This is a genomic window from Massilia sp. CT11-137, from assembly GCF_047302885.1.
Taxonomy (GTDB): Bacteria; Pseudomonadota; Gammaproteobacteria; order Burkholderiales; family Burkholderiaceae_D; genus Telluria; species Telluria orientalis.
Genome location: NZ_JBKYMP010000002.1, coordinates 1,329,407 through 1,350,166, shown reverse-complemented (window position 1 = coordinate 1,350,166; position 20,760 = coordinate 1,329,407). Strand labels below are relative to the sequence as shown.

16 protein-coding genes are annotated in these 20,760 nt (G+C 67.3%); 4 read left to right on the top strand and 12 right to left on the bottom strand.

Going from position 1 to position 20,760, the window contains the following annotated elements; all coding sequences use genetic code 11:
• The first annotated feature begins 23 nt into the window (after positions 1-23).
• From ACEN98_RS22725 to ACEN98_RS22715, 3 genes are read left to right on the top strand one after another with little or no spacing between them, the layout of a single operon-like run.
• The gene (locus tag ACEN98_RS22725) at positions 24-1,526 is read left to right on the top strand and encodes an MDR family MFS transporter (RefSeq protein ID WP_160410626.1); all 1,503 of its coding nucleotides are present in this window, start codon (positions 24-26) and stop codon (positions 1,524-1,526) included.
• Positions 1,527-1,542: 16 nt separating this feature from the next.
• Positions 1,543-2,967, top strand: a complete 1,425-nt coding sequence (locus ACEN98_RS22720; RefSeq protein ID WP_413387213.1) for an efflux transporter outer membrane subunit — start codon at positions 1,543-1,545, stop codon at positions 2,965-2,967.
• 3 nt (positions 2,968-2,970) lie between these two features.
• Positions 2,971-4,119: an HlyD family efflux transporter periplasmic adaptor subunit gene (locus ACEN98_RS22715; RefSeq protein WP_413387212.1), complete on the top strand. Its 1,149-nt coding sequence runs from the start codon at positions 2,971-2,973 to the stop codon at positions 4,117-4,119.
• 74 nt (positions 4,120-4,193) lie between these two features.
• Here the strand turns inward: ACEN98_RS22715 and ACEN98_RS22710 are convergent, their stop codons facing one another.
• The 9 genes from ACEN98_RS22710 to ACEN98_RS22670 form a co-directional block, all read right to left on the bottom strand.
• Positions 4,194-5,123: a 2-hydroxyacid dehydrogenase gene (locus ACEN98_RS22710; RefSeq protein WP_413387211.1), complete on the bottom strand. Its 930-nt coding sequence runs from the start codon at positions 5,121-5,123 to the stop codon at positions 4,194-4,196.
• A gap of 5 nt (positions 5,124-5,128) precedes the next feature.
• Positions 5,129-5,827 (bottom strand): fumarylacetoacetate hydrolase family protein, encoded by a 699-nt coding sequence (locus ACEN98_RS22705; RefSeq protein WP_413387210.1) that lies wholly within the window; start codon positions 5,825-5,827, stop codon positions 5,129-5,131.
• A 97-nt stretch (positions 5,828-5,924) separates the two neighbouring features.
• Positions 5,925-7,610 (bottom strand): methyl-accepting chemotaxis protein, encoded by a 1,686-nt coding sequence (locus ACEN98_RS22700; protein ID WP_413387209.1) that lies wholly within the window; start codon positions 7,608-7,610, stop codon positions 5,925-5,927.
• 154 nt (positions 7,611-7,764) lie between these two features.
• On the bottom strand, positions 7,765-8,706 hold the full coding sequence (locus ACEN98_RS22695) for a LysR family transcriptional regulator (protein WP_036238599.1): 942 nt from the start codon (positions 8,704-8,706) through the stop codon (positions 7,765-7,767).
• A 53-nt stretch (positions 8,707-8,759) separates the two neighbouring features.
• Positions 8,760-9,713 carry a glycoside hydrolase family 43 protein gene (locus ACEN98_RS22690; protein WP_413337209.1) on the bottom strand — a complete coding sequence of 318 codons (954 nt, stop codon included), beginning with the start codon at positions 9,711-9,713 and terminating at the stop codon, positions 8,760-8,762.
• 97 nt (positions 9,714-9,810) lie between these two features.
• Entirely contained in the window at positions 9,811-10,794 is a 984-nt protein-coding gene (yjfF, locus tag ACEN98_RS22685; RefSeq protein WP_413337208.1) for a galactofuranose ABC transporter, permease protein YjfF, read from the bottom strand.
• Positions 10,791-11,825 (bottom strand): ABC transporter permease, encoded by a 1,035-nt coding sequence (locus ACEN98_RS22680; protein WP_413337207.1) that lies wholly within the window; start codon positions 11,823-11,825, stop codon positions 10,791-10,793. The genes yjfF and ACEN98_RS22680 overlap by 4 nt, the downstream gene beginning before the upstream one ends.
• Complete coding sequence (locus ACEN98_RS22675) at positions 11,822-13,339, bottom strand: sugar ABC transporter ATP-binding protein (RefSeq protein ID WP_413387208.1); 1,518 nt, start codon at positions 13,337-13,339, stop codon at positions 11,822-11,824. The genes ACEN98_RS22680 and ACEN98_RS22675 overlap by 4 nt, the downstream gene beginning before the upstream one ends.
• A gap of 11 nt (positions 13,340-13,350) precedes the next feature.
• Positions 13,351-14,313 (bottom strand): ABC transporter substrate-binding protein, encoded by a 963-nt coding sequence (locus ACEN98_RS22670; protein WP_413387207.1) that lies wholly within the window; start codon positions 14,311-14,313, stop codon positions 13,351-13,353.
• Positions 14,314-14,684: 371 nt separating this feature from the next.
• On the opposite strand from ACEN98_RS22670, the gene rsgA reads away from it, so the two are divergent.
• Complete coding sequence (rsgA, locus tag ACEN98_RS22665; RefSeq protein WP_413387206.1) at positions 14,685-15,713, top strand: ribosome small subunit-dependent GTPase A; 1,029 nt, start codon at positions 14,685-14,687, stop codon at positions 15,711-15,713.
• A gap of 125 nt (positions 15,714-15,838) precedes the next feature.
• Here the strand turns inward: rsgA and ACEN98_RS22660 are convergent, their stop codons facing one another.
• The 3 genes from ACEN98_RS22660 to ACEN98_RS22650 are packed head-to-tail and all read right to left on the bottom strand — an operon-like array spanning position 15,839 to position 20,760.
• On the bottom strand, positions 15,839-18,190 hold the full coding sequence (locus tag ACEN98_RS22660) for a beta-L-arabinofuranosidase domain-containing protein (protein WP_413387204.1): 2,352 nt from the start codon (positions 18,188-18,190) through the stop codon (positions 15,839-15,841).
• Positions 18,187-19,203: an arabinan endo-1,5-alpha-L-arabinosidase gene (locus ACEN98_RS22655; protein WP_413387203.1), complete on the bottom strand. Its 1,017-nt coding sequence runs from the start codon at positions 19,201-19,203 to the stop codon at positions 18,187-18,189. Before ACEN98_RS22655 ends, ACEN98_RS22660 begins: the two co-directional genes overlap by 4 nt.
• Positions 19,204-19,218: 15 nt before the next feature.
• Complete coding sequence (locus tag ACEN98_RS22650) at positions 19,219-20,760, bottom strand: glycoside hydrolase family 43 protein (RefSeq protein WP_413387202.1); 1,542 nt, start codon at positions 20,758-20,760, stop codon at positions 19,219-19,221.

Here is a 20,760-nt window from a genome sequence, read left to right as displayed (position 1 = left end):
CAGCGGCACCCATCAACCGCACCATGATCACGATCTCGATCATGCTGGCGACGATCATCCAGGCACTGGACGGCACCATCGCCAACGTGGCGCTGCCGCACATGCAGGGATCGCTGTCGGCGTCGCAGGACCAGATCACGTGGGTATTGACGTCGTTCATCGTGGCCGCCGCCATCGCGACGCCGCTGAACGGCTGGCTCGTCGACCGTTTCGGTTTGAAGAAAGTGTTCCTCGTCTCCGTCGCCGGCTTCACGCTTGCCTCGGTGCTGTGCGGGATCTCGGCGACGCTGACGGAAATCGTCATCGCGCGCATGCTGCAGGGCGTGTTCGGCGCCGCGCTCGTGCCGTTGTCGCAGTCGGTCCTCCTCGACATCAACCCGCGCGAAAAACACGGCTCCGCGATGGCCGTGTGGGGCATGGGCGTGATGATCGGGCCGATCCTCGGGCCGACGCTGGGCGGCTGGCTGACGGACAGCTACAGCTGGCGCTGGGTCTTCTTCATCAACGTGCCGATCGGCGCGCTGGCCTTCTGGGGCATCTGGCGCTACATCCACGCGGCCGATCCGGCCCGGCGCGTCCGCTTCGACACGTTCGGCTTCGTCACCTTGTCCATCGCCATCGGCGCGCTGCAGATGCTGCTGGACCGCGGCGAGCAGAACGACTGGTTCGCGTCGACGGAGACGTGGGTCGAACTGATTTTGACGACGCTCGCGTTTTCCTATTTCATCGGCCACACGCTGACGCGCCCCGCCGGTCAGTCGTTCGTCGATTTCCGCCTGCTGAAGAACGCGAACTACGTCACGGGGCTGCTGCTGATCTTCATCGTCGGCATGGTGCTGTTCGCGACGCGCGCGCTGATGCCGACGATGCTGCAAGGCCTGATGGGCTATCCGGCCAAGCTCGCGGGCCTCGTCACGGCGCCGTCCGGCCTCGGCACGATGGCCGCGATGATGATCGTCGGGCGCCTCACGGGCAAGGTCGATTTCCGGCTGCTGCTGGGCGTCGGCTTCGCGATCACCGCGTTCTCGCTGTGGCAGATGACGCATTACACGCTGGTGCTGTCCCAATCCGACATCGTGTGGCCCGGCGTGATCCAGGGCGTCGGGCTGGGCCTCGTGTTCGTGCCGCTGTCGGCCGCCACGTTCGCGACCCTGTCGCCCCAGATGCGCGCGGAAGGCACGGCGCTGTACAGCCTCGTACGCAACATCGGCTCGTCGATCGGCATCGCCCTCGTGCAGGCGCTCCTCGTGCGCAACACGCAGATCGCGCACGCGTCGCTGGCCACGCAGGTCACCGCGGCGAATCCCGCCGTGCACGATCCGACGAGCCTTTACGACATGGCCACGCAGGCCGGCCCCGCCCTCATCAACAACGAGATCACGCGCCAGGCGTCGATGATCGCCTACGTCGACGACTACTGGCTGATGATGCTGCTGACCATGGCCGTGATCCCGATGCTGCTGCTGATCCGCCCACCGAAGGCCGCCGCCGCGCCGGCGCAGGTGGACCATGCGGCCCTCGAATAGACCGAAAGACCCTAACGTGCGACACATCCAATTCATCCCCATCGCGGCCGCGGCACTGACGCTGCTGTCCGGCTGCATCAGCGTCCCGCCGGACGCGAACAAGGCACCAGGCCCGGACTTCGCCAAGGCCCAGCATGCGCCGGCGATCCAGTTGCCGGCCACCGTGTGGCCCGCCGAGCAATGGTGGCTCGACTACCACGACCCGCAACTGAACGCGCTCGTGGCCCGCGCCCTGCGCGACAACCCGACGCTCGGCGTCGCCGCCGCGCGCGTCGCCCGCGCCCGCGCCGCGTTCGGCGCGGAAGTCGCCAACGAAGGCGCCAAGGTCGACCTGGCCTCGGGCCTGAACCGCCAGCGCTATTCGTCGAACGGCTTCTTCCCGCCGCCGATCGGCGGGGCGTGGTTCAACGACGCCAGCGTGTCCCTGCGCGCCAGCTACGACGTCGACTGGTGGGGCAAGCACCGCGCCCTCATCGCCGCCGCGCTGGGCGAGACGAATGCGGCCGCCGCGGAAAGCGCGCAGGCGCGCCAGGTGCTGGCGGCGTCCGTCGTGCAAAGCTATCTGCGCCTGCAAATGCTGTGGGCGCGCCAGGACAACACGAACGCCCTCATCGCCGTGCAGCGCGACGTCATCGCCGGCCGCAAGGCCCGCATGGCCCACGGGCTCGTGAGTCTCGACAGCCTGCAAAGTGCGGAGCAGGACCTCGCCAGCCTGCAGGAACAGGCCGCGCGCTACGACACGGACGCCGCGCGCGAACGCGAAGGCCAGCGCGCGCTGATCGGGGGCGACGCCACCGCATTGACCGACCTCGCCCGCTTCCAGCCCGTACCGGCAAGCGACGCCGTCCCGCGCGAGCTGGGCATGGAGCTGCTCGCGCGCCGGCCCGACCTGCAGGCCGCGCGCTGGCGCGTCGAGGCGCAGCTGGGCCGCGTGGCCGCGAGCGAAGCCGCGTTCCGGCCCGACATCAATCTCGCCGCGGCCATCGGCCTCGATGCGACGTCGCTCGGCAAGCTGCTGCGCTACCCGAGCCGCACCCCACTGATCGGCGCAACGCTGGACCTGCCCCTGTTCGACAGTGGCCGCCTGCACGCCCAGCTGGGCCAGGCGCGCAGCAGCCGCGACGAATTGCTGGCCGAGTACAACGAGGCCGTGCTGAACGCGGTGCGCGACGTCGCGCGCGAAGCGGCCACCCTGCAAGGCATCGCGCAGGAGGCGGCAGCACACGCCGCGACCATTGACGCGAGCCGCAGGCTGGCCGCGAACGCCGAGGCGCGCATGCGGCGCGGCCTCGCCGACCGCGCCGCGGTCCTGCAGGCGCGGCTGGCCGTGCTGCGCCAGCGCGACGTCGACCTGCAGTTGACGGATGCCCGCCTGCAGACGCAGGTCGCCCTCGTGAAGGCGCTCGGCGGCGGTTATCACACCCAATCGAATACCAAATAAACCATGAGCACCCAAGCACCCACCAACAACAAGCGCCGCGTCGTCCTGGCCGGCATCACCGCCGCCTTCCTCGCCGCCGGCGCGGCCTATTCGGCCTATTACGCCCTGGTCCTGTCGAAGCGCGTCGAGACGGACAACGCCTACATCGGCGGCAACCTCGTGAACGTGTCGTCGCAGGTGACGGGCAGCGTCGTCGAGATCCGCGCCGACGAGACCCAGCTCGTGCAGGCGGGCACGGAGATCGTGCGCCTCGATCCATCCGATGCCGAGGTCGCGCTGGCCCAGGCCGAGGCGCGGCTGGGCACCGCCGTGCGCCAGCAGCGCGAGCGCTACACGAACGTGGCGCAGTACGAGGCCCTCGTCGACCAGCGCCGCGTGGAACTGAAGTCGAAGCAGGAAGACCTGGCACGGCGCGCGCCGCTGGCCGCGGACAACATCGTCTCCGGCGAAGACGTGGCGCACGCCCGCCGCGCCGTCGACGATGCGCGGGCGGCGCTCGTCGTCGCGCAGAAGCAGCTGGCGGCCGCGCGCGTGACGGTGGCCGGCGTCTCCCCGGCCGAACACCCGAACGTGCTGGCCGCGAAGGCCGACTACCTGTCCGCGTGGCTCGCCGCGCGCCGCAACGCCATCGTCGCGCCGGTGTCGGGCTATGTGGCCAAGCGCAGCGTGCAGGTCGGCAGCCGCATCGCACCGGGGGCGCCGCTGCTGTCGATCGTGCCGCTGGACCAGCTGTGGGTCGACGCCAACTTCAAGGAATCGGAACTGCGCGACATCCGCGTGGGCCAGGCGGCCACCATCGAGGCGGACATCTACGGCGGCAAGGTCGTCTACCACGGCAAGGTCGTGGGCCTCGGCGCGGGCACGGGGAGCGCGTTCTCGCTGCTGCCGGCGCAGAACGCGACGGGCAACTGGATCAAGGTCGTGCAGCGGGTGCCGGTGCGCATCTCGCTCGATCCGAAGGAACTCGCGGCGCATCCGCTGCGCGTGGGCCTGTCGGCCACGGTCGACGTGGACATCAGCCAGAAAGGCGGCAGCGCGCTGGGCACGGTGGCCGCGCCGGCGCCGGCCTATGCGACCACCGTATTGAACCAGCCGTTGCAGCAGGCGCGGGCGGCGACGGACGCCATCGTCGCCAGGAATATGGCCAACTAACGGCCGCGTGGGCTCGGCGAGCCTACCCTACGACGGATCCAACCGTAGGGTGGGCACCCCGTGCCCACCAACCATCAGCCCGGTTCGACCGGCGTCAGCGCGCGCCCGCTGCGGAACCAGCTGCGCACGTTGTCGAGCATGAGCTGCGCCATCGCCGCGCGCGTCTCGTGCGTGGCGCTGCCCAGGTGCGGCGTCAGCAGCACGTTGTCCAGTGCGAAGAAGCGCGGGTCGATGTCCGGCTCGTTGTCGAACACGTCCAGCGCCGCGCCGGCAATGGTGCCCTGCTCCAGCGCCGCGAGCAATGCCGCCTCGTCGACGAGCGTGCCGCGCGCCACGTTCACGAGGTAGCCGTTCGGTCCGAGCGCGTGCAGCACGCGCGCATCGATCAGGTGCTGCGTCTCGGCCCCGCCGGGCGCCACGACGACGAGGATGTCGGAATCGCGCGCGAGCGCGGCCAGGTCGGGCTCGTAGCGCCACGCCAGCTGCTGGTCCGTGCGGCCGTGGTAGGCGAGCGCCACGCCGAACATCTCCAGCCGGCGCGCGATCTCCTTGCCGATGCGCCCCATGCCGACGATGCCCACGTGCTTGCCCGCGAGGCTCGTCGCCAGCGGGAAGTTCGCGTTCGTCCAGGCGCCCGCGCGCACGTAGCGGTCGGCCTGCGGCAGGCGGCGCAGCAGCGCCAGCAGGGAGCCGATGCACAGCTCGGCCACGGCCGCGTTCAGCACGTCCGGCGTGTTGGCGACGACGATGCCCCGTTCGGCCGCAAGCGCGCGCGGAATCAGGTCGTAGCCGACGCCGCACGTGGCGATGATTTCCAGCGCCGGCAGGCGCCGCACCACGTCTTCCGGCACCTCCTGGTTGCTGCGCGTGAGGATGGCGCCGACCTCGCTCGCCAGGCCGGGCTCGCGCTCGAGATCCGCGAGGCCGACGCAGCGGAATTCGGCGTCGATCCGGGCCTGGATCTCGGGCGCGAAGCCTCCGATCTGCAGGACCGTCTTCCGCATTACCCTCATTCTGCCGCGCCGATCTCGAGTTCGAACGAAGTCACGCCGTCGACGCCGCCGCGCACCTTGTCGCCCGGGTTCAGCGCGTCCACGCCGGCCGGCGTGCCCGTGTAGATCAGGTCACCCGGCGCCAGCGCGACGAGGCGCGACAGGGCCGCGATCACGTCGGGGATCGGCCAGATCATTTCGTTCAGGTTGCCCTCCTGCTTGAGCTGGCCGTTCACTTCGAGCCAGATGCGCGCTTCTTGCGGGTGGCCGGTGCGCGCGACGGGGATCAGCGGGCTGCACGGCGCGGAGGCGTCGAAGCCTTTCGCCATGTCCCACGGGCGGCCATCCTTCTTGGCGACGGCCTGCAGGTCGCGCCGCGTCAGGTCCAGGCCCACGCCATAGCCCCACACGAGGTCCAGCGCCTGTTCCGGCGCGATGTTCGTGCCGCCGCCTTTCAGTGCGACGACCAGTTCGACTTCGTGATGCAGCTCGCGCGTGGACGAAGGGTACGGCACGGTGCCGCCGGCCGGCACGACGGCGTCCGCCGGCTTGGTGAAGAAGAACGGCGGTTCGCGGTTCGGATCGGAACCCATCTCGCGCGCGTGGGCCGCGTAGTTGCGGCCCACGCAGAACACGCGCCGCAGCGGGAAAACCTGGTCGGAGCCGGCCACGGCGAGGGCCGGGACGGCGGGAGGCGTAATGACGAAGCCAGTCATGCGTATCCTTGTAAAGACAGTGACGGTGCAGCGGCCATGAGCCGGATGCACCGGACAGCCTATCACAATCGCAAGCTGGACGAAAAGGCAATAACGGTCAGAACGCTTCCCAGTCGCTCTCGGCGGACACCTTCGCGGCAGTGGCCTGCGGACGGGCCGGCGCCTTCGCAACCGGCTTGCTCAAGCGCGGTGCAGGCGCGGAAGTCATCGCACGTGTCGGCGCTGCCGCCGGCGCGCCGCCGTCGAGCCGGAACACGGCCACGGCCTCCGCCAGGCGCGCGGCCTGGTCCTGCATCGCCTGCGACGCGGCGGCCGCCTGCTCGACGAGGGCCGCATTCTGCTGGGTCACGTCGTCCATCTGCGTGATGGCCTGGTTGATCTGTTCGATGCCGGCGCTCTGCTCCTGGCTCGCGGCCGTGATCTCCGTGAGGATGTCGGCCACGCGGCGCACGCTGTCGACGATCTCGCCCATCGTGCTGCCCGCCTCGCGCACGAGCGAGCTGCCCGTGTCGACCTTGCTGGTGGAGTCGGCGATCAGCGTCTTGATCTCCCTGGCGGCGGCGGCCGAGCGCTGCGCCAGGTTGCGCACTTCGCCCGCCACGACGGCGAAGCCGCGGCCCTGCTCGCCGGCGCGCGCCGCTTCCACGGCCGCGTTCAGCGCGAGGATGTTGGTCTGGAACGCAATGCCGTCGATGACGCCGATGATGTCCACGATGCGGCTCGACGACGTGTGGATCTGCGCCATCGTGTCGACGACCTGCTCGATCACGTCGCCGCCCTTGGCCGCGACCGTCGATGCCGTCGCGGCCAGCGTGTTGGCCTGGCGCGCATTGTCGGCGTTCTGCTTCACGGTCGACGTCAGTTCTTCCATCGACGACGCCGTCTCTTCCAGCGCGCTGGCCTGCTGCTCGGTGCGCGCCGACAGGTCGCGGTTGCCCGCCGCCACTTCGCCGGACGCGAGCGCGATGGCGTCGGTGCCGCCGCGCACGGTGCCGACGGTGCCCACCAGGTTCTCGTTCATGCGCTTCAGGGCGCCCAGCAGCTGGCCCACTTCGCAGGTGCTGTCGACGTCCACGCGCGACGTCAGGTCGCCGCCGGCGACGGCGGTCGCCACGTCCAGCGCACGGCGCAGCGGCCGCGTGATCGAGGCGCTGATCCACCAGGCCAGCGCGCAGGCGAGCGCCAGCATGACGGCGCCCAGCACGATCATCAAGGTGCGCGTGTTCGTGTACATGACCTGGGCTTCCCGGGCCGTGTCGTTGGCGAGGCCGGCCTGGACCTGGATCTGCTGGCCGATCACGGCCTTGTAGTCCGCCAGCACGGGGCGCAGCTTCGTCTTCAGGTAGGCGCGCGCGCCCGCGTCGTCGCCGCTCTCGATCAGGCGGATCAGGTCGACCTGCCCCTGCGTGTACTTCGCATTGAGTTCGACTTCCTGCGCCAGCAAGGTGCGGGACCTGGGAGCGCGCAGCAGGCCGTCGAGCTGCACCAGCAGGCTGTCGAGGTCCTTGCGCATGGCGGTGATGCTGGCGACCTGCTTCGCGCGGTCGTCGGCGCTGTCGTCCAGCATCATGTTGCGCAGCGCAATGGCGATGTCGTTCACGTCGCTCAGCATGCGCGACGTCAGTTCCATGCGCGGCAGCCGCATGTTGACGATCTCGTCGGTGCCGTCATTGACCCGGCCCAGCATGATCGTGCCCTGCCCGACCATGAAGACGAGCGCCACGCACAGGAAGCCGAAGCCCAGCGCGAGGCGCTTGCCAATTTTTAAATTTCGAATGTTCATCGTTCTCTCTTTCCGCACGGATGTCCCGTTTTTCTGGTTTCCCACATCCCAGAAATGTTACGGTACGGAAAGATTCGAGTCGATGTCGAGATGTTAAATCAGGGCAATATATTTAAATGATGAAGTGTGCACGCAACGTTTTGGTGCATTGGATTCAATAGATCTCTTTTGCGGCGGCCCGCACGGCACGCAACAGCAGGTCGGCACCCGGCGACAGCAGATGGTCCTGGTGGCGGATGATGCCGAACGCATCCATCTTGCACGGGATCTCGATGGGCAGGATGCGCATCACGTTCAGCGACGCATAGTATTGCGCCACCTCGATCGGCATCACGTGCAGCGAATCCGTCTGCTGCAGCAGCGCCGTGATCATCAGCATCGCCGTCGTGTCGACCACGTTCGCGGGCGGCTCCAGGCCGGCGCGGCGGAACATCATGTCGAAGCGGTAGCGCAGGATACTGCCGTGCGGCGGCACGATCCACGGCAGCGGCGCGATGTCCTGCAAGGTGAGGTTCTTGCGCTCCAGCAGCGGATGGCCGGGGCGCACGACCGCGCAGGCCGGTTCCTCCGTCAGCTCTTCGTAGATCAGGCCGGAAGTGTCGCCGGTGTCGAAGATGCGGCCGATCATGAAGTCCAGCGTGCCATGCTGCAGCTTGTCCAGCAGCAGGTTACTGGTTTCCAGTTGCACGCCGATGCGCAGCAGCGGCGCTTCTTCCTTGACGCGGGCGATGGCGCGCGGCAGCAGCGCCATCGCGGGCGTCATGATCACGCCAACCTCGACCTGGCCCGTGAGGCCGGCCTTCAGCGTGACGATGTCGTCGTGCGCCAGCGCCAGGCTCGTCAGGGCCATGCGCGCGTGGCGGATCATCGTTTCGCCGTAGATCGTCGGCTCCATCCCGCGCGGCAGGCGTTCGAACAGCTTGACGTCCAGCATCTCCTCCAGATCCTTGATCTGCTTGGAGGCGGCCGGCTGCGTCATGTGCAGCTCATCGGCCGCGCGGTGGATGTTGCGGTAGTCGTCCAGCGCGATCAAGAGTAGCAGTTGACGCGTCTTGAGGCGGGCCTTGAGAAACCAGTTCGGATTGGTCGTGTCCATCAGACAATCATATCATTATCGATATCGGTTCTGCGTAGTTTTACGCGGAACTTTTATCGCTTGCAGGCTGCCGACGGATTGGCGGCAGGACCTTGTACTGTCTGGGGCACGGGCAGGATCTTGCCGTCCGGGCCATAGTGCAATTCCTCGACGGCGACCGAGCGGCGGAACTCGCCACCGGTCGGCAGCTTGCCGTTGTGATATGCGATGTAGGACTTGCCGTTGAAATCGAAGATCGCGTGGTGGATCGTGCCGACATTCTCGTTCTTTTCCATGATCACGCCGCCGAAGGACCACGGCCCGGTAGCCGTCGGGCCCGTCATGTACACGGTCTCTTCCGGCCACTTGCGCGAGTACGACAGGTAGTATTTGCCGGCGTGCTTGTGCAGGTACGACGCTTCGGTGAACGCTTCCAGGCCCACCGTGTGGATCGGGCCGTCCAGCTCGATCATATTCGGTTTCAGCTTCGCGTACTTCATGACGGTGTTGCCCCAGTACAGATAGGCCTGGCCGTCGTCGTCGACGAAGACTCCCGGGTCGATGTCGTCCCAGCTGATCGGCGTTTCGTGCGTCATGTCGTTCGTGACCAGGGCCGTGCCGCGCGCGTCGACGAACGGGCCCGTCGGGCTGTCGGACACCGCCACGCCGATCGCCTTGCCCGGGACGGTCTTGTGCTCGACCGTCACGTACAGGTAGTACTTGCCGTTGCGCTTGGCGACGTCGGTGGCCCAGGCATCCTTGGCCGCCCATTTGAAAATGGAAAACGGCACGCCGGCCGGATGCTCGGTCCAGTTCTGCATGTCGCAGCTGGAGAACACCTTCCACTCGTTCATCAGGTAGTCCTTGCCGCCGACGGGGGCTTCGTCGCGGCCCACGTACAGGTAGACGCGGCCGTTGTCGACGAGGGCCGCGGGGTCCGCGGTGAAGATCTTGCTGGTGATGGGGTTGGCGGCACCGGCGAGTGCCGTCGTCGCGAGCAGCGTCGCGGCGATCAGGGGCTTGAGCATGTAGTCTCCAGTTTTTATGTTTATTCGGTGGGCAATAAGCCCACGTCGCCCCCGCCGCGGCGGGGGCGCACGTTCAGCGCCGTGGCAACGTGACTTGTTATTGCTTGGCGCGGCCGCCCATCACCCTCTGCACGACGCAGAAGACGAACAGCAGCGCGCCGATGACGATCTTGGTCCACCACGAGCTGAGCGTGCCGTCGAAGGCGATCAGCGTCTGGATGGCACCCAGCACCAGCACGCCCGACAATGCGCCGGCGATGTAGCCGTAGCCGCCGGTGAGGAGCGTCCCGCCGATGACGACGGCGGCGATGGCATCGAGCTCCGTGCCCTGACCGTGCAGGCCGTAGCCGGACAGCATGTAGAAGGCGAACAGCACGCCGCCCAGCGCCGCGCAGAAGCCCGACAGCGCGTACACGAGGACCTTGGTGCGGCCCACGTTCAGGCCCATCATCGCGGCGGATTGCTCGTTGCCGCCGACGGCGTACACGGCACGGCCGAACGCGGTGAAGTGCGCGAGCCAGATGGCGACCAGCAGCACGACCAGCGCGATGATGGCGCCCGGCGACAGGAAGCCGTCGAGGATGGGCACCTGCGTCTGCGACATCGCCGTGAACAGCGGGTCATCGATCGTGATCGACTCGACGCTGATCAGGTAGCACAGGCCGCGCGCCAGGAACATGCCGGCCAGGGTGACGATGAACGGCTGCAGCTTGAACAGGTGGATGATCGCGCCCATCGCGCCGCCGAAGCACGCGCCCAGCAGCAGCACGAGCGCGATGACGGCGGCCGGCGGCCAGTGGGCGTGCTGCAGCAGCCAGGCCGAGATCATCGTCGACAGCGCCAGCACGGAACCGACGGACAGGTCGATGCCGCCCGCCAGGATCACGAAGCCCATGCCCACCGCGATCACGAGCAGGAACGCGTTGTCGATCAGGAGATTGAAGATCACCTGCAGCGACAGGAAGCCCGGATAAACGGACCCGCCGATGCCCATCATCGCGACCAGCAGGATCACGGTGACGAGGGACGTGAACCACGGCGCACTGGTGACGCCGCGGGAACCGGTTGCGACCGCGCTCATGCGGACCTCCGCAGGATGTTCTTGAATTCGCTCGACTGCGAGATGCAGACGACGAAGACGACGATGGATTTGACGACCATGTTCACTTCGGGCGGCACGCCCAGCGAGTAGATCGTGTAGGTCAGGGTCTGGATGATCAGCGCGCCGATCATGCTGCCCACGAGGCTGAATTTGCCGCCGGCCAGCGACGTGCCGCCCAGCGTGACGGCGAGGATCGCGTCCAGCTCCAGCAGCAGGCCCGCGTTGTTCGCGTCCGCGCTCTTGATGTTCGACGTGATCAGCATGCCGGCCAGGCCCGCGCAGGCGCTGCAGAACACGTACACGAAGGTGATCAAGGTGGCCGTGCGCAGGCCCGCGAGACGCGCCGCCACCGGATTGATGCCGACCGCCTGGATGAACAGGCCGAGGGCCGTCTTCTTCACCAGCAGCAGCGTCACCGCGAACACCGCAGCGACGACGAACAGCGAGAACGGCAGGCCGGCGAGATAGCCGCTGCCCAGGAAGAAGAACGGCTCGTAGTACACGGTGACGATCTGGCCGTCCGTCAGCAGCTGCGCGAGGCCGCGGCCCGCCACCATCAGGATCAGCGTGGCGACGATCGGCTGCAGCTTGATGCCGGCGACGAGGACGCCGTTCCACAGGCCGCACAGCAGCGCGACACCCAGCGACGCCGCCAGTGCGAGCGCCATCGGCGTCGTGGGCTCGCTGCCGCCGATCAGCATCGCGGACACGGTGCCGGACAGGGCGACGACGGCGCCCACGGAGATGTCGATGCCGCGCGTGGCGATGACGAGGGTCATGCCGAGCGCCGCCAGCATCAGCGGCGCGGCGCGGTTGAGGATGTCGATGATCGCGCCGTACAGGTGGCCTTCCTTGACCTCGAGGTGGAAGAAGCCGGGCACGAGGAACGCGTCGACGAGCAGCAGCGCGACGAGCGCGCCCAGCGGCCGCACGAGCGGGTGCTGCAGCCAGGCGGTGCGCGATGCCCCTGCCTGCGCGGACGGTTTGACGGTAGCGCCGGTCGTGCTCATGCCGTCTCCCCTGCGATCACGTGCAGCACGGACGTCTCGTCCAGTTCACCGCGCCGGTATTCGCCGCACGCCTTGCGGTCGCGCATGACGACCATGCGGTCGGACACGCGCAGCACTTCCGGCAGCTCGGACGAGATGAAGAGAATGGACATGCCCTTGCGGCACAGGTTACTGACGTAATCCATGATTTCCTGCTTGGCGCGCACGTCGATGCCGCGCGTCGGTTCGTCGAGGATCATCAGGCGCGGATCGGTCGCGAGCCAGCGCGCCAGCAAGACCTTCTGCTGGTTGCCGCCGGAGAGCGTGCCGATCGGCGTCTCGATGCTGGCCGTCTTGATGCCCAGCCACTTGACGTAGTCGGTCGCCAGCTGCTGCTGGCGCTTGAATGGAATGGCGCGGAAGATGCCTTGTCGCGCCTGCAGCGCGAGGATCAGGTTTTCGCGCACGGACAGCGCGAGGATCGCGCCTTCGTGCTTGCGGTCTTCCGAGCAGAAGCCGATGCCCTCGCGAATCGCGTCGCGCGGGTTCGAGAAGCTCACCTGCCTGCCGTCGATGTCGAAGCTGCCGGCATCAAGCTTGTCCGCACCGAACAGCAATCGCGCCGTCTCCGTGCGGCCGGAGCCCAGCAGGCCGGCAAGGCCCAGCAATTCGCCGCGGCGGATTTCCAGGTCGACCGGCGACAGCACGCCCTTGCGCGCGATGCCGCGGGCGCGCAGGAAGACTTCGCCGTGTGCGTTGGATTCACCGGCGGCCGCCGTCTCGGTCGCGTGTTCCGCGTCGGCCGGCGCGCCGATCATCTTGTTGACGAGGGCAAGGCGCGACAGGTCCGCGCACGCGTACTCGCCTTCGCGCTCGCCGTTGCGCATCACGGTGATGCGGTCCGAGATCGCGTACGTCTGGTCGAGGAAGTGCGTGACGAACAGGATCGCCATGCCCTCTTCGCGCAGGCGGCGCAGCACCGAGAACAGCATCTGCACTTCCGCCTCGTCCAGGCTGGACGTGGGTTCGTCGAGGATCAGCACGCGCGATTCCGTGTTCAGCGCACGGGCGATGGCGACCATCTGCTGGATCGCGAGCGGGTAATCGGCGAGCGGCTTGCTGACGTCGACGTGGATCTCGAGGCGCGCGAGCAGCGCCATGGCCTGCGACCGCATCGAGCGCCAGTCGACCATGCCGAAGCGGCGCGGATAGCGGCCGATGAAGATGTTTTCCGCGACCGACAGGTTCGGGCACAGATTGACTTCCTGGTAGACGGTGCTGATGCCGAGGTTCTGCGCATCCTGCGTGGAGCGCGGCTGGATGGCCCGGCCCTCCAGCACGATGCTGCCGGCGTCCGGCTGGTAGACGCCGGTGAGGACCTTGATCAGCGTGGACTTGCCCGCACCGTTCTGGCCCATCAGCGTGTGGACTTCGCCGGGGAACAGGCGCAGTCCGGCATCGGACAGCGCCTTCACACCCGGGAAGGCTTTATGGATGCCGGTGACTTCCAGCACCGGCTGCTTCGAATCGATCATGCCCCGCCCGATCAGTATTTGCGGTTCGGGAGTTCCTTCGCCGCCACCTCAGCCGGGAACACGCCCTCGTTGACGACGATGCGTTTCGGGACCGGCTTGCCGGCCACGACGTCCTGCGCCGTCTGGATCAGCGTCGGACCGAGCAGCGGATTGCACTCGACCGTCACATTCAGTTTGCCGGCCTTCATGGCTTCGAACGCGCCCTTCACGCCATCGATCGAGATGATGATGATGTCCTTGCCCGGCTTCAGGCCCGCTTCCTCGATGGCCTGGATGGCGCCGATGGCCATGTCGTCATTGTGCGCGTACAGCACGTTGATCTTCTTGCCTTCCGACTTCAGGAAGGCTTCCATGACTTCCTTGCCCTTGGCGCGGGTGAAGTCGGCGGTCTGCGAGCGGATGATCTTCAGCTTCGGATTCGTGCCGATGACTTCCGCAAAACCGTTCTTGCGGTCGATCGCCGGCGCGGCACCGGTCGTGCCCTGCAGCTCGACGATGTTCAGCGGCTTGTCGCCATTCTTCTTGGCGTAGTCCAGCAGCCAGCGGCCGGCGCGGCGGCCCTCTTCCACGAAGTCGGAACCGATGAAGCTGACGAACAGCGACGGATCGGTGACCTTGACGGCACGGTCGGTCAGGATCACGGGGATCTTGGCGTTCTTCGCTTCGCGCAGCACGGTCTCCCAGCCGGTTTCCACGACCGGCGAGAACGCGATCACGTCGACGCGCTGGGCGATGAACGAGCGGATGGCCTTGACCTGGTTCTGCTGCTGCTGCTGGGCGTCGGCGAATTTCAGGTTGACGCCGGCCTTCTTGGCGGCGTCCTTGATCGAGGCGGTATTCGCGGTGCGCCATTCGCTTTCGGCGCCGACCTGCGAGAAGCCGATCGTGAGGGGTTTGGCGGCGAAAGCCGGGATGGCGGCGGCGCACGCGATGGCGGCAGCGGCGCCCAGGAGGGTTCTGCGGGTGATGATCATCACTTAGTCTCCGGAATTGTTGTGCACGGATACTATGACAGAACTGACATATCTATCCAATCATTTTTTTGACGGTAGACATATCCATTTCGGCATCAATACAAATGTCGGTTGCATGGCCGAGCCGCCGCGCTATACTTGCCTTTTCATTCACTGACGAGGAGCGCCCCATGAACCAGCCGGATATTGCCCTCCCGTCGGCCGCCTGACCGCCTTTCTTCGCCGATCACCGTCGTCGCTCATCGTCGTTGCGAATGGGCGCGCCAGCCGCGCCGACTACCCCTGACCGAATCCATCGTTGCCGCCGCATCGTATTGCGTGCGGCAGCGTGCCCGCGCGTCCGCGCGCTTCGCAACAGGAACACAACGACCATGATAGCCTTCGATATCGCGGCACTGCGCCGCATCGGACTCACCAACCCTATCGCCGCACGCCTCGCCCCGCACGACCGCGGACGACCCGCGCGCGTGGCGAGCGTGCACCGCACCGCGCTCGTCCTGCACGACGGCCTGCGCGAATTCCCCGCCCGGCCGCATCCATCCCTCGACGCCTCGCTTGCCGTCGGCGACTGGGTGCTGTTCGACCTTAACGAGCAAAACGAAGCGTGGGTCCACACGCTCGTCGACCCGCTGAACGAGCTGGTACGGCGCGACGCCCACGGCACGCGCCAGCGGCTGGCGGCCAACGTCGACACGGCCCTGCTGGTCATGGGCCTCGACGGCGATTTCAATCTGCGCCGGCTGGAGCGCTACCTGATGGTCGCCAGATCCTGCGACGTGGCGCCCGTGATCGTGCTGACGAAGGGCGATCTCGTGCCCGACGCGGATACGAAAGCGGCGCAAGTGGGCGCGCGCCTGCCGCCGACGGTGCCCGTGGTGCGCGTGCATCCGCAGGAAACCGGCGCGGCCGACACGCTGGCGCCGTGGACCGGAGAAGGCCAGACGCTCGTCCTGGTCGGCACGTCCGGCGTGGGCAAGTCGACGCTCACGAACACCCTGACCGGCGCGCACCAGCAAACGGGCGGCGTACGCAAGGGCGACGACCGCGGCCGCCACACGACGACGTCACGCTCGCTGCACCTGTGCGCGGGCGGCGCGTGCGTGATCGACACGCCGGGCCTGCGTAGCTGGCAGCCGGACGCCGACGAGGACGACGTCAACGCGGCGTTCGACGACATCGAGACGCTGGCCGCGCACTGCCGCTTCCATGACTGCACGCACGTGGAGGAACCGGGATGCGGGGTGCGCGGCGTCGTGGATGCGGACCGGCTGCGCAACTACCACAAGCTGTTGCGCGAGGTGCGGCATGCGGCGGCGACGCCGCTGGATCGCATCGCGGAGCGGGCGCGGTGGAAGGTACTCAACAAGATGGCGAAGGCGCGGGCGCAGGCTAAACGTTAACGTCTGAAACGTCGTCCCCGCGCAGGCGGGGACCCAATTTGCACGCGTTATCGCGACGCGTGCAGAGCTTGGATTCCCGCCTGCGCGGGAATGACGGTTTTTAGCTCAACGTAGTGCTTTTTGAGTCAGCGCATCAATCGCAGCCCGTACAACCCACCCGCCATCGAGCCTTCCTTCGCGACGAACTTGACTTCGAGCTTGCCGTTCGCGCCCTGCACCAGCGCGGGCGGCAGCGCGAAGTCGCGCGTGTAGAACTCCTGGTCCTCGCCGGCCGCCAGTTCCACTTCGGCGATCCGCTGCCCGTCGACGACGATGTCGAACCTGCGGCCCGCGTCCCCGCGCGCGAACGTGAGGCGCAGCGCCTTCGCTTCGTGCTTGGGATCGTTCAACTGGTAGCTGAACCACTTGTTGGCATGGCGCCAGTGGCGGCCGTTGTTCAGGCCCGCGTCGGCACCCTCGCCCTTGAAGCCGTGGTCCGATTCCGGCTGCTGTTCGCCCGGCGCCACCTGGTCGATGGTCTGCGCGTCCAGCGCGAGGCGCTCCGCTTCGTTCGCCGCGTTCTCTTCCTTCATGCGGGCGAATTCGGCCGGGGTGCTCTGCTGCCAGTAGATCATGTAGCGCGAATCGTGCAGGCGGAAGAACGGGATGAACTCCGTCGACGACCCCGCCCCGCCCTGCACGACGCCGGGTGCCGTGAACGTCAGCGGCTTGCCTTTGACCGGCTTGAAGCGCCGGGTGAAATCCTTGCTGTCCGAGACGAAGGTCGGCGCCGCCTCCAGCGGGCACACCTGGCCGGACGGGCTATGGCCCATGCGCGAATCGTCCGCGAGGAAGTTCAGGTGCTCGGTCGGGAACGGATTCGTCTTCGCGGCCAGCACGATGGGGCCGTACAGCACCGCGTAGTAATTCGACTTGTCCGGCATCTGCTCGAGGCGCATCGTCATCGGCAGGCTCACGTCGACGCGGTCGCCCTTCTTCCACGCGCGCTCGATGCTGACGTAGCTGCCCGGCTGCGCATTCACCTTCACGGCCTTGCCGTTCACCTTCACGCCCAGCTTGCCCGGCGCGACCCAGGCCGGATAGCGGATCTTCAGCGCGAAGCGGGCATCGCCGTCCACCGTGATGCGGGTAGAGGCCTGGTCCGGGAAGTTGTTCGCCTGGGCGACCTTGACGTTCTTCTCGCGCCAGTCGAGCGTCGACGGGATGAACAGGTTCACGAACAACGCATCGCCCTCATGGGCATAGATGAATTCACCGTACTTCGCGTGGCTCTCGATGCCGGAGCCCACGCAGCACCACATCGCCTGGTCCACCTGCGAGTACACGCGGTAGTGGTTCGGGCGCATCGGCGTGAAGTAGACGAAGCCGCCCGTGCCAGGACGTTCGGACGCGAGGATGTGGTTGTACAGCGCACGCTCGTAGTAGTCGGCGTACGCTGCCTTGTCCGACGTCTCGAACAGCATCTCCGTCAGCTTCAGCATGTTGTAGGTGTTGCAGGTCTCCGGCCCCTCGACCTCGTTGATCATGGGGCTGAAGTCCTTGTCGTCATGGAAGTGCTCCCTGACGCTGTTGCCGCCGATGGCCACCGTGCGGTGGTCGACGACGGTCTGCCAGAAGAACGCGGCGGCATCCGCCATGTCCTTGCGGCCCGTGAGGTCGCCGATGCGCTTGAAGCCGATGACTTTCGGGATCTGCGTGTTCGCGTGCAGGCCCGTGAGCTTGTCCTCGTGCTTCTCCAGCGGCTGCAGGATGGCCTGGTGCGAGAACCTCAGCGCCAGGTCCATGTAACGCTGGTCCCCCGTCATCTGGGCGACGTCGGCCAGCACCTCGTTCATGCCGCCGTGTTCGGCCTTCAGCATCTGCTGCATCTGCTCGTCCGTCAGGCGGCTCGTCAGGCGCAGGGCCCAGTCGGCCATGGCGATCAGCATCGCCTTCGCATCCTCGTTGCCGGCATAGCGGTACGCGTCGCGCAGGCCCGCGTAGACCTTGTGCAGGTTGTACCAGGGGACCCACTTGCCGTTGACGGAGAAGTTGTCCGCATGGAGCTTGCCCGCGGCGACATCGCGCCACGCGGCGCGGCCACCGGGCACGCCGCCGACATAGCCGTCGCCGTTGGCCGTCTGCGCGCGCTTCAGCTCCGCGACGAAGTAGTCGAGGCGCTTCTTGACTTCGGCATCGCCGGTCGACGCATACATCAATGCCAGCGCCGACAGGTAGTGCCCGCCCATGTGGCCGTCCAGTCCCGACGATTCCCAGTTGCCGTAACTGGGCTGCTTCGGCGTGAGCCCCGCTTCGCGCAGGAACGGCGCCAGCAGGCGGTCCGGCTCCATCGCCATCAGGTAGTTCAGGTCCGTCGCCTGGGCGTCGAGGAAGGGGCTGGGCCCCAGGCGCACGGCCTGCAGCGGGAACAGGTCGGCGGCCTGGGCGCACGTCGCGCCCAGGGTGAACAACAGCGCGGCGATGCGGGTCAGCTTCATTTCAGTTCTTCGCTCACATACTTGTTGAGGTCTTTGGGATCGACCGTGGGCCAACCGTCCTTGTCCCAGCGGATGTCCATCACTTTCAGCTTCTGCTTGTACTTGTCGGCCGTTTCATAGGCGTGCAGCACGAGGTAGTCCTTGCCGTCGAACGTGTAGGCGCTGTTGTGGCCGAGCCCCTGCCAGTCCTTGTCGCCCTTGACGACGAGCGAGCCGCCGCCTTTCGCCATATCCTTGCCCTGGCGGTCGAGGTACGGCCCCTTCACGTCCTGCGCGCGGCCCACGACGACGTGGTACGTGCTCTTCGGCCCCCGGCAGCACAGGCCCCACGAGACGAACAGGTAGTAATAACCGTTCTTTTTGAAGATGAACGGCCCCTCGATCTCGGCCGGCGCCGCGTCCTCGTCCGGCGTGAACGCGGGACGCTCGCGGCGCGCGATCGTGTGCCATTCCTGCGGTTCGGCGAGCTTCGTCCAGCTGGCGTCCAGCTTCACGAGCTTGATGCCGCCCCAGAACGAGCCGAAGCTCATCCAGCCCTGCCCCTTATCGTCCTCGACGACGTTCGGGTCGATGGCGTTCCACAGGTCGCGGCCCGGCACCGACTGCACCATCATGCCCTGGTCGTCCCACCGATAGTTGGGAGAACGCGGGTCGAGCGTGGCGTTCGTCGTCACGCCGATGCCCGACGTGTTCTTGCCGAAGCCGGACACCGAGTAGTACAACAGCCAGCGGCCGTTGTGCTGGTGGATGTCCGGCGCCCAGATATGGTCGTTGAACGTGGGCGCGGCGCGCTTCGCCCACGTGGGCTCGCCCGCGAACACGCGGCCTTCCGGCTTCCAGTGCAGCATGTCGGACGACGAATAGAACGTGATCCCGGGGCCCGTGCTGTACAGGTAGTAGGTGCTGCCGTCCCTGGCCATCACGGGGTCGTGCACGCCGACCTGCGACGCCTGCGCCATCCACGCCGCGGCCAGCGCCACCGCGCCGACGCCGAGTACCACTGCTTTACGCATGCCTGCTCCTTTCGATTACGAGCCCGTGCGGATGCCCCACAGCGACACGCCGGTCTTCGACTGCGCCGTGAAGGTCACGGCAAACGCGTTCGCGTTCGGGTTCCACTGGCGCGACAGCACGCCGCTGTACGTGACGCCGTCGATCACGATGGCCACGTTGTTGTTGCCCTTGTGCGTCCACGTGCCGCTCGCGCCGCCCGTCACCGTGCCGGCGGCGTCGAGCCGGATCGCGACGGACGGCTTCACGGTGGCCGAGATGTCCTTGCCGTGGTTGACCATCTTGTATGCGCCCGCGGTGTCCGCGCCGGTGACGGTCGGTGCGATCGGCGTCGCGCTCTTCGCCAGCGGCACGTAGCGCAGCGGCGCCGCCACCGGCCAGCCGTCCTCGTTGATGAACATTTCGTGCACGCGCACTTCGTGATACTCGCCCTGGCCCGGGAAGCGGGTGTGGAAGATCAGGAAGTACTGGTTCGTCGCCGCTTCGTAGCGGGCCGAATTGTGGCCGGGCGACACGTAGCCGAGCGGCGTGCCGGATTCTCCGGCCGCCAGCGCGAACTGGTGGCTGCCCACGAGCTTCTGGCCGAACGGCGCGATGCTCGCGTCGTCGAACAGGGGTTTCGTCGGATCCGACTTCACCTCGGCCATGTCCTTGCCGGAGGCGTCCAGGTACGGGCCGTCCGGGCTCGTCGCACGTGCCACGCGCAGGTTGTAGCCGCCGGCCGCATCCAGTCCGCCGAACGACGTGAACAGGTAGTAGTACTTCGTGGCCGGACTGTACATCACGTATGCGCCTTCGATGCGCGCGTGGTTGCCGCCCATGAGGTGCTTGCCGTAGCCCTGCCCGGCGACGGGCAGGCCGGTGGCCGGGTCCATCGCCATGATGAAGATGCCGCCGGAGTAAGAGCCGTAGATCATCCACAGCTTGCCGGCCGCGTCGCGGAACACGTTCGGGTCGACGACGTTCGGATGCTTCAGCGCGTCGTACACCGTGCCGTCCGGGCTCGCCTCGCCCCACATGCCGGATTTCAGGAACACCTGCTTGTTGACGTACGGGCCATCGACCTTGTCGGCCACGGCCACGCCCAGCGCCGAGCGGGGCGAATCGCCCTTGCACGCGTCGTAGTACATATAGAACTTGCCGTCGTCCAGCTGGATGACGTCGGGCGCCCACAGGTCCGTCACCTGGGCCCACGCGAACGTATCGGCCAGCGCCGCCGTTACTTTCGTGAACAGCGGGTTGGCGTCGTTGACGCCGTCGGCGATCTTCGTCCAGTTCATCAGGTCCGTCGTCTTCGCGGCCGCGAGGTGCGAGCCGAACGCGTACCACGTGTCGCCGACCTTGATGACGGCCGGGTCGTGCACGGACACGTTGGCGAACGTGATCGCCGCCTGGGTCGGGGTATCGGGCGTCGTCACCGGCGCAGGCGCGGCCGGCGTCGCGGCGACGGGCGTGCCGACCGCCGCAGTGCCGCCGCCGCCCCCGCCGCCGCAACCGGCGAGGACGAATGCGGCCGCGACCGCCGCAGCCAGCGCACGCGGAGTGAATGCGTGCGCCAT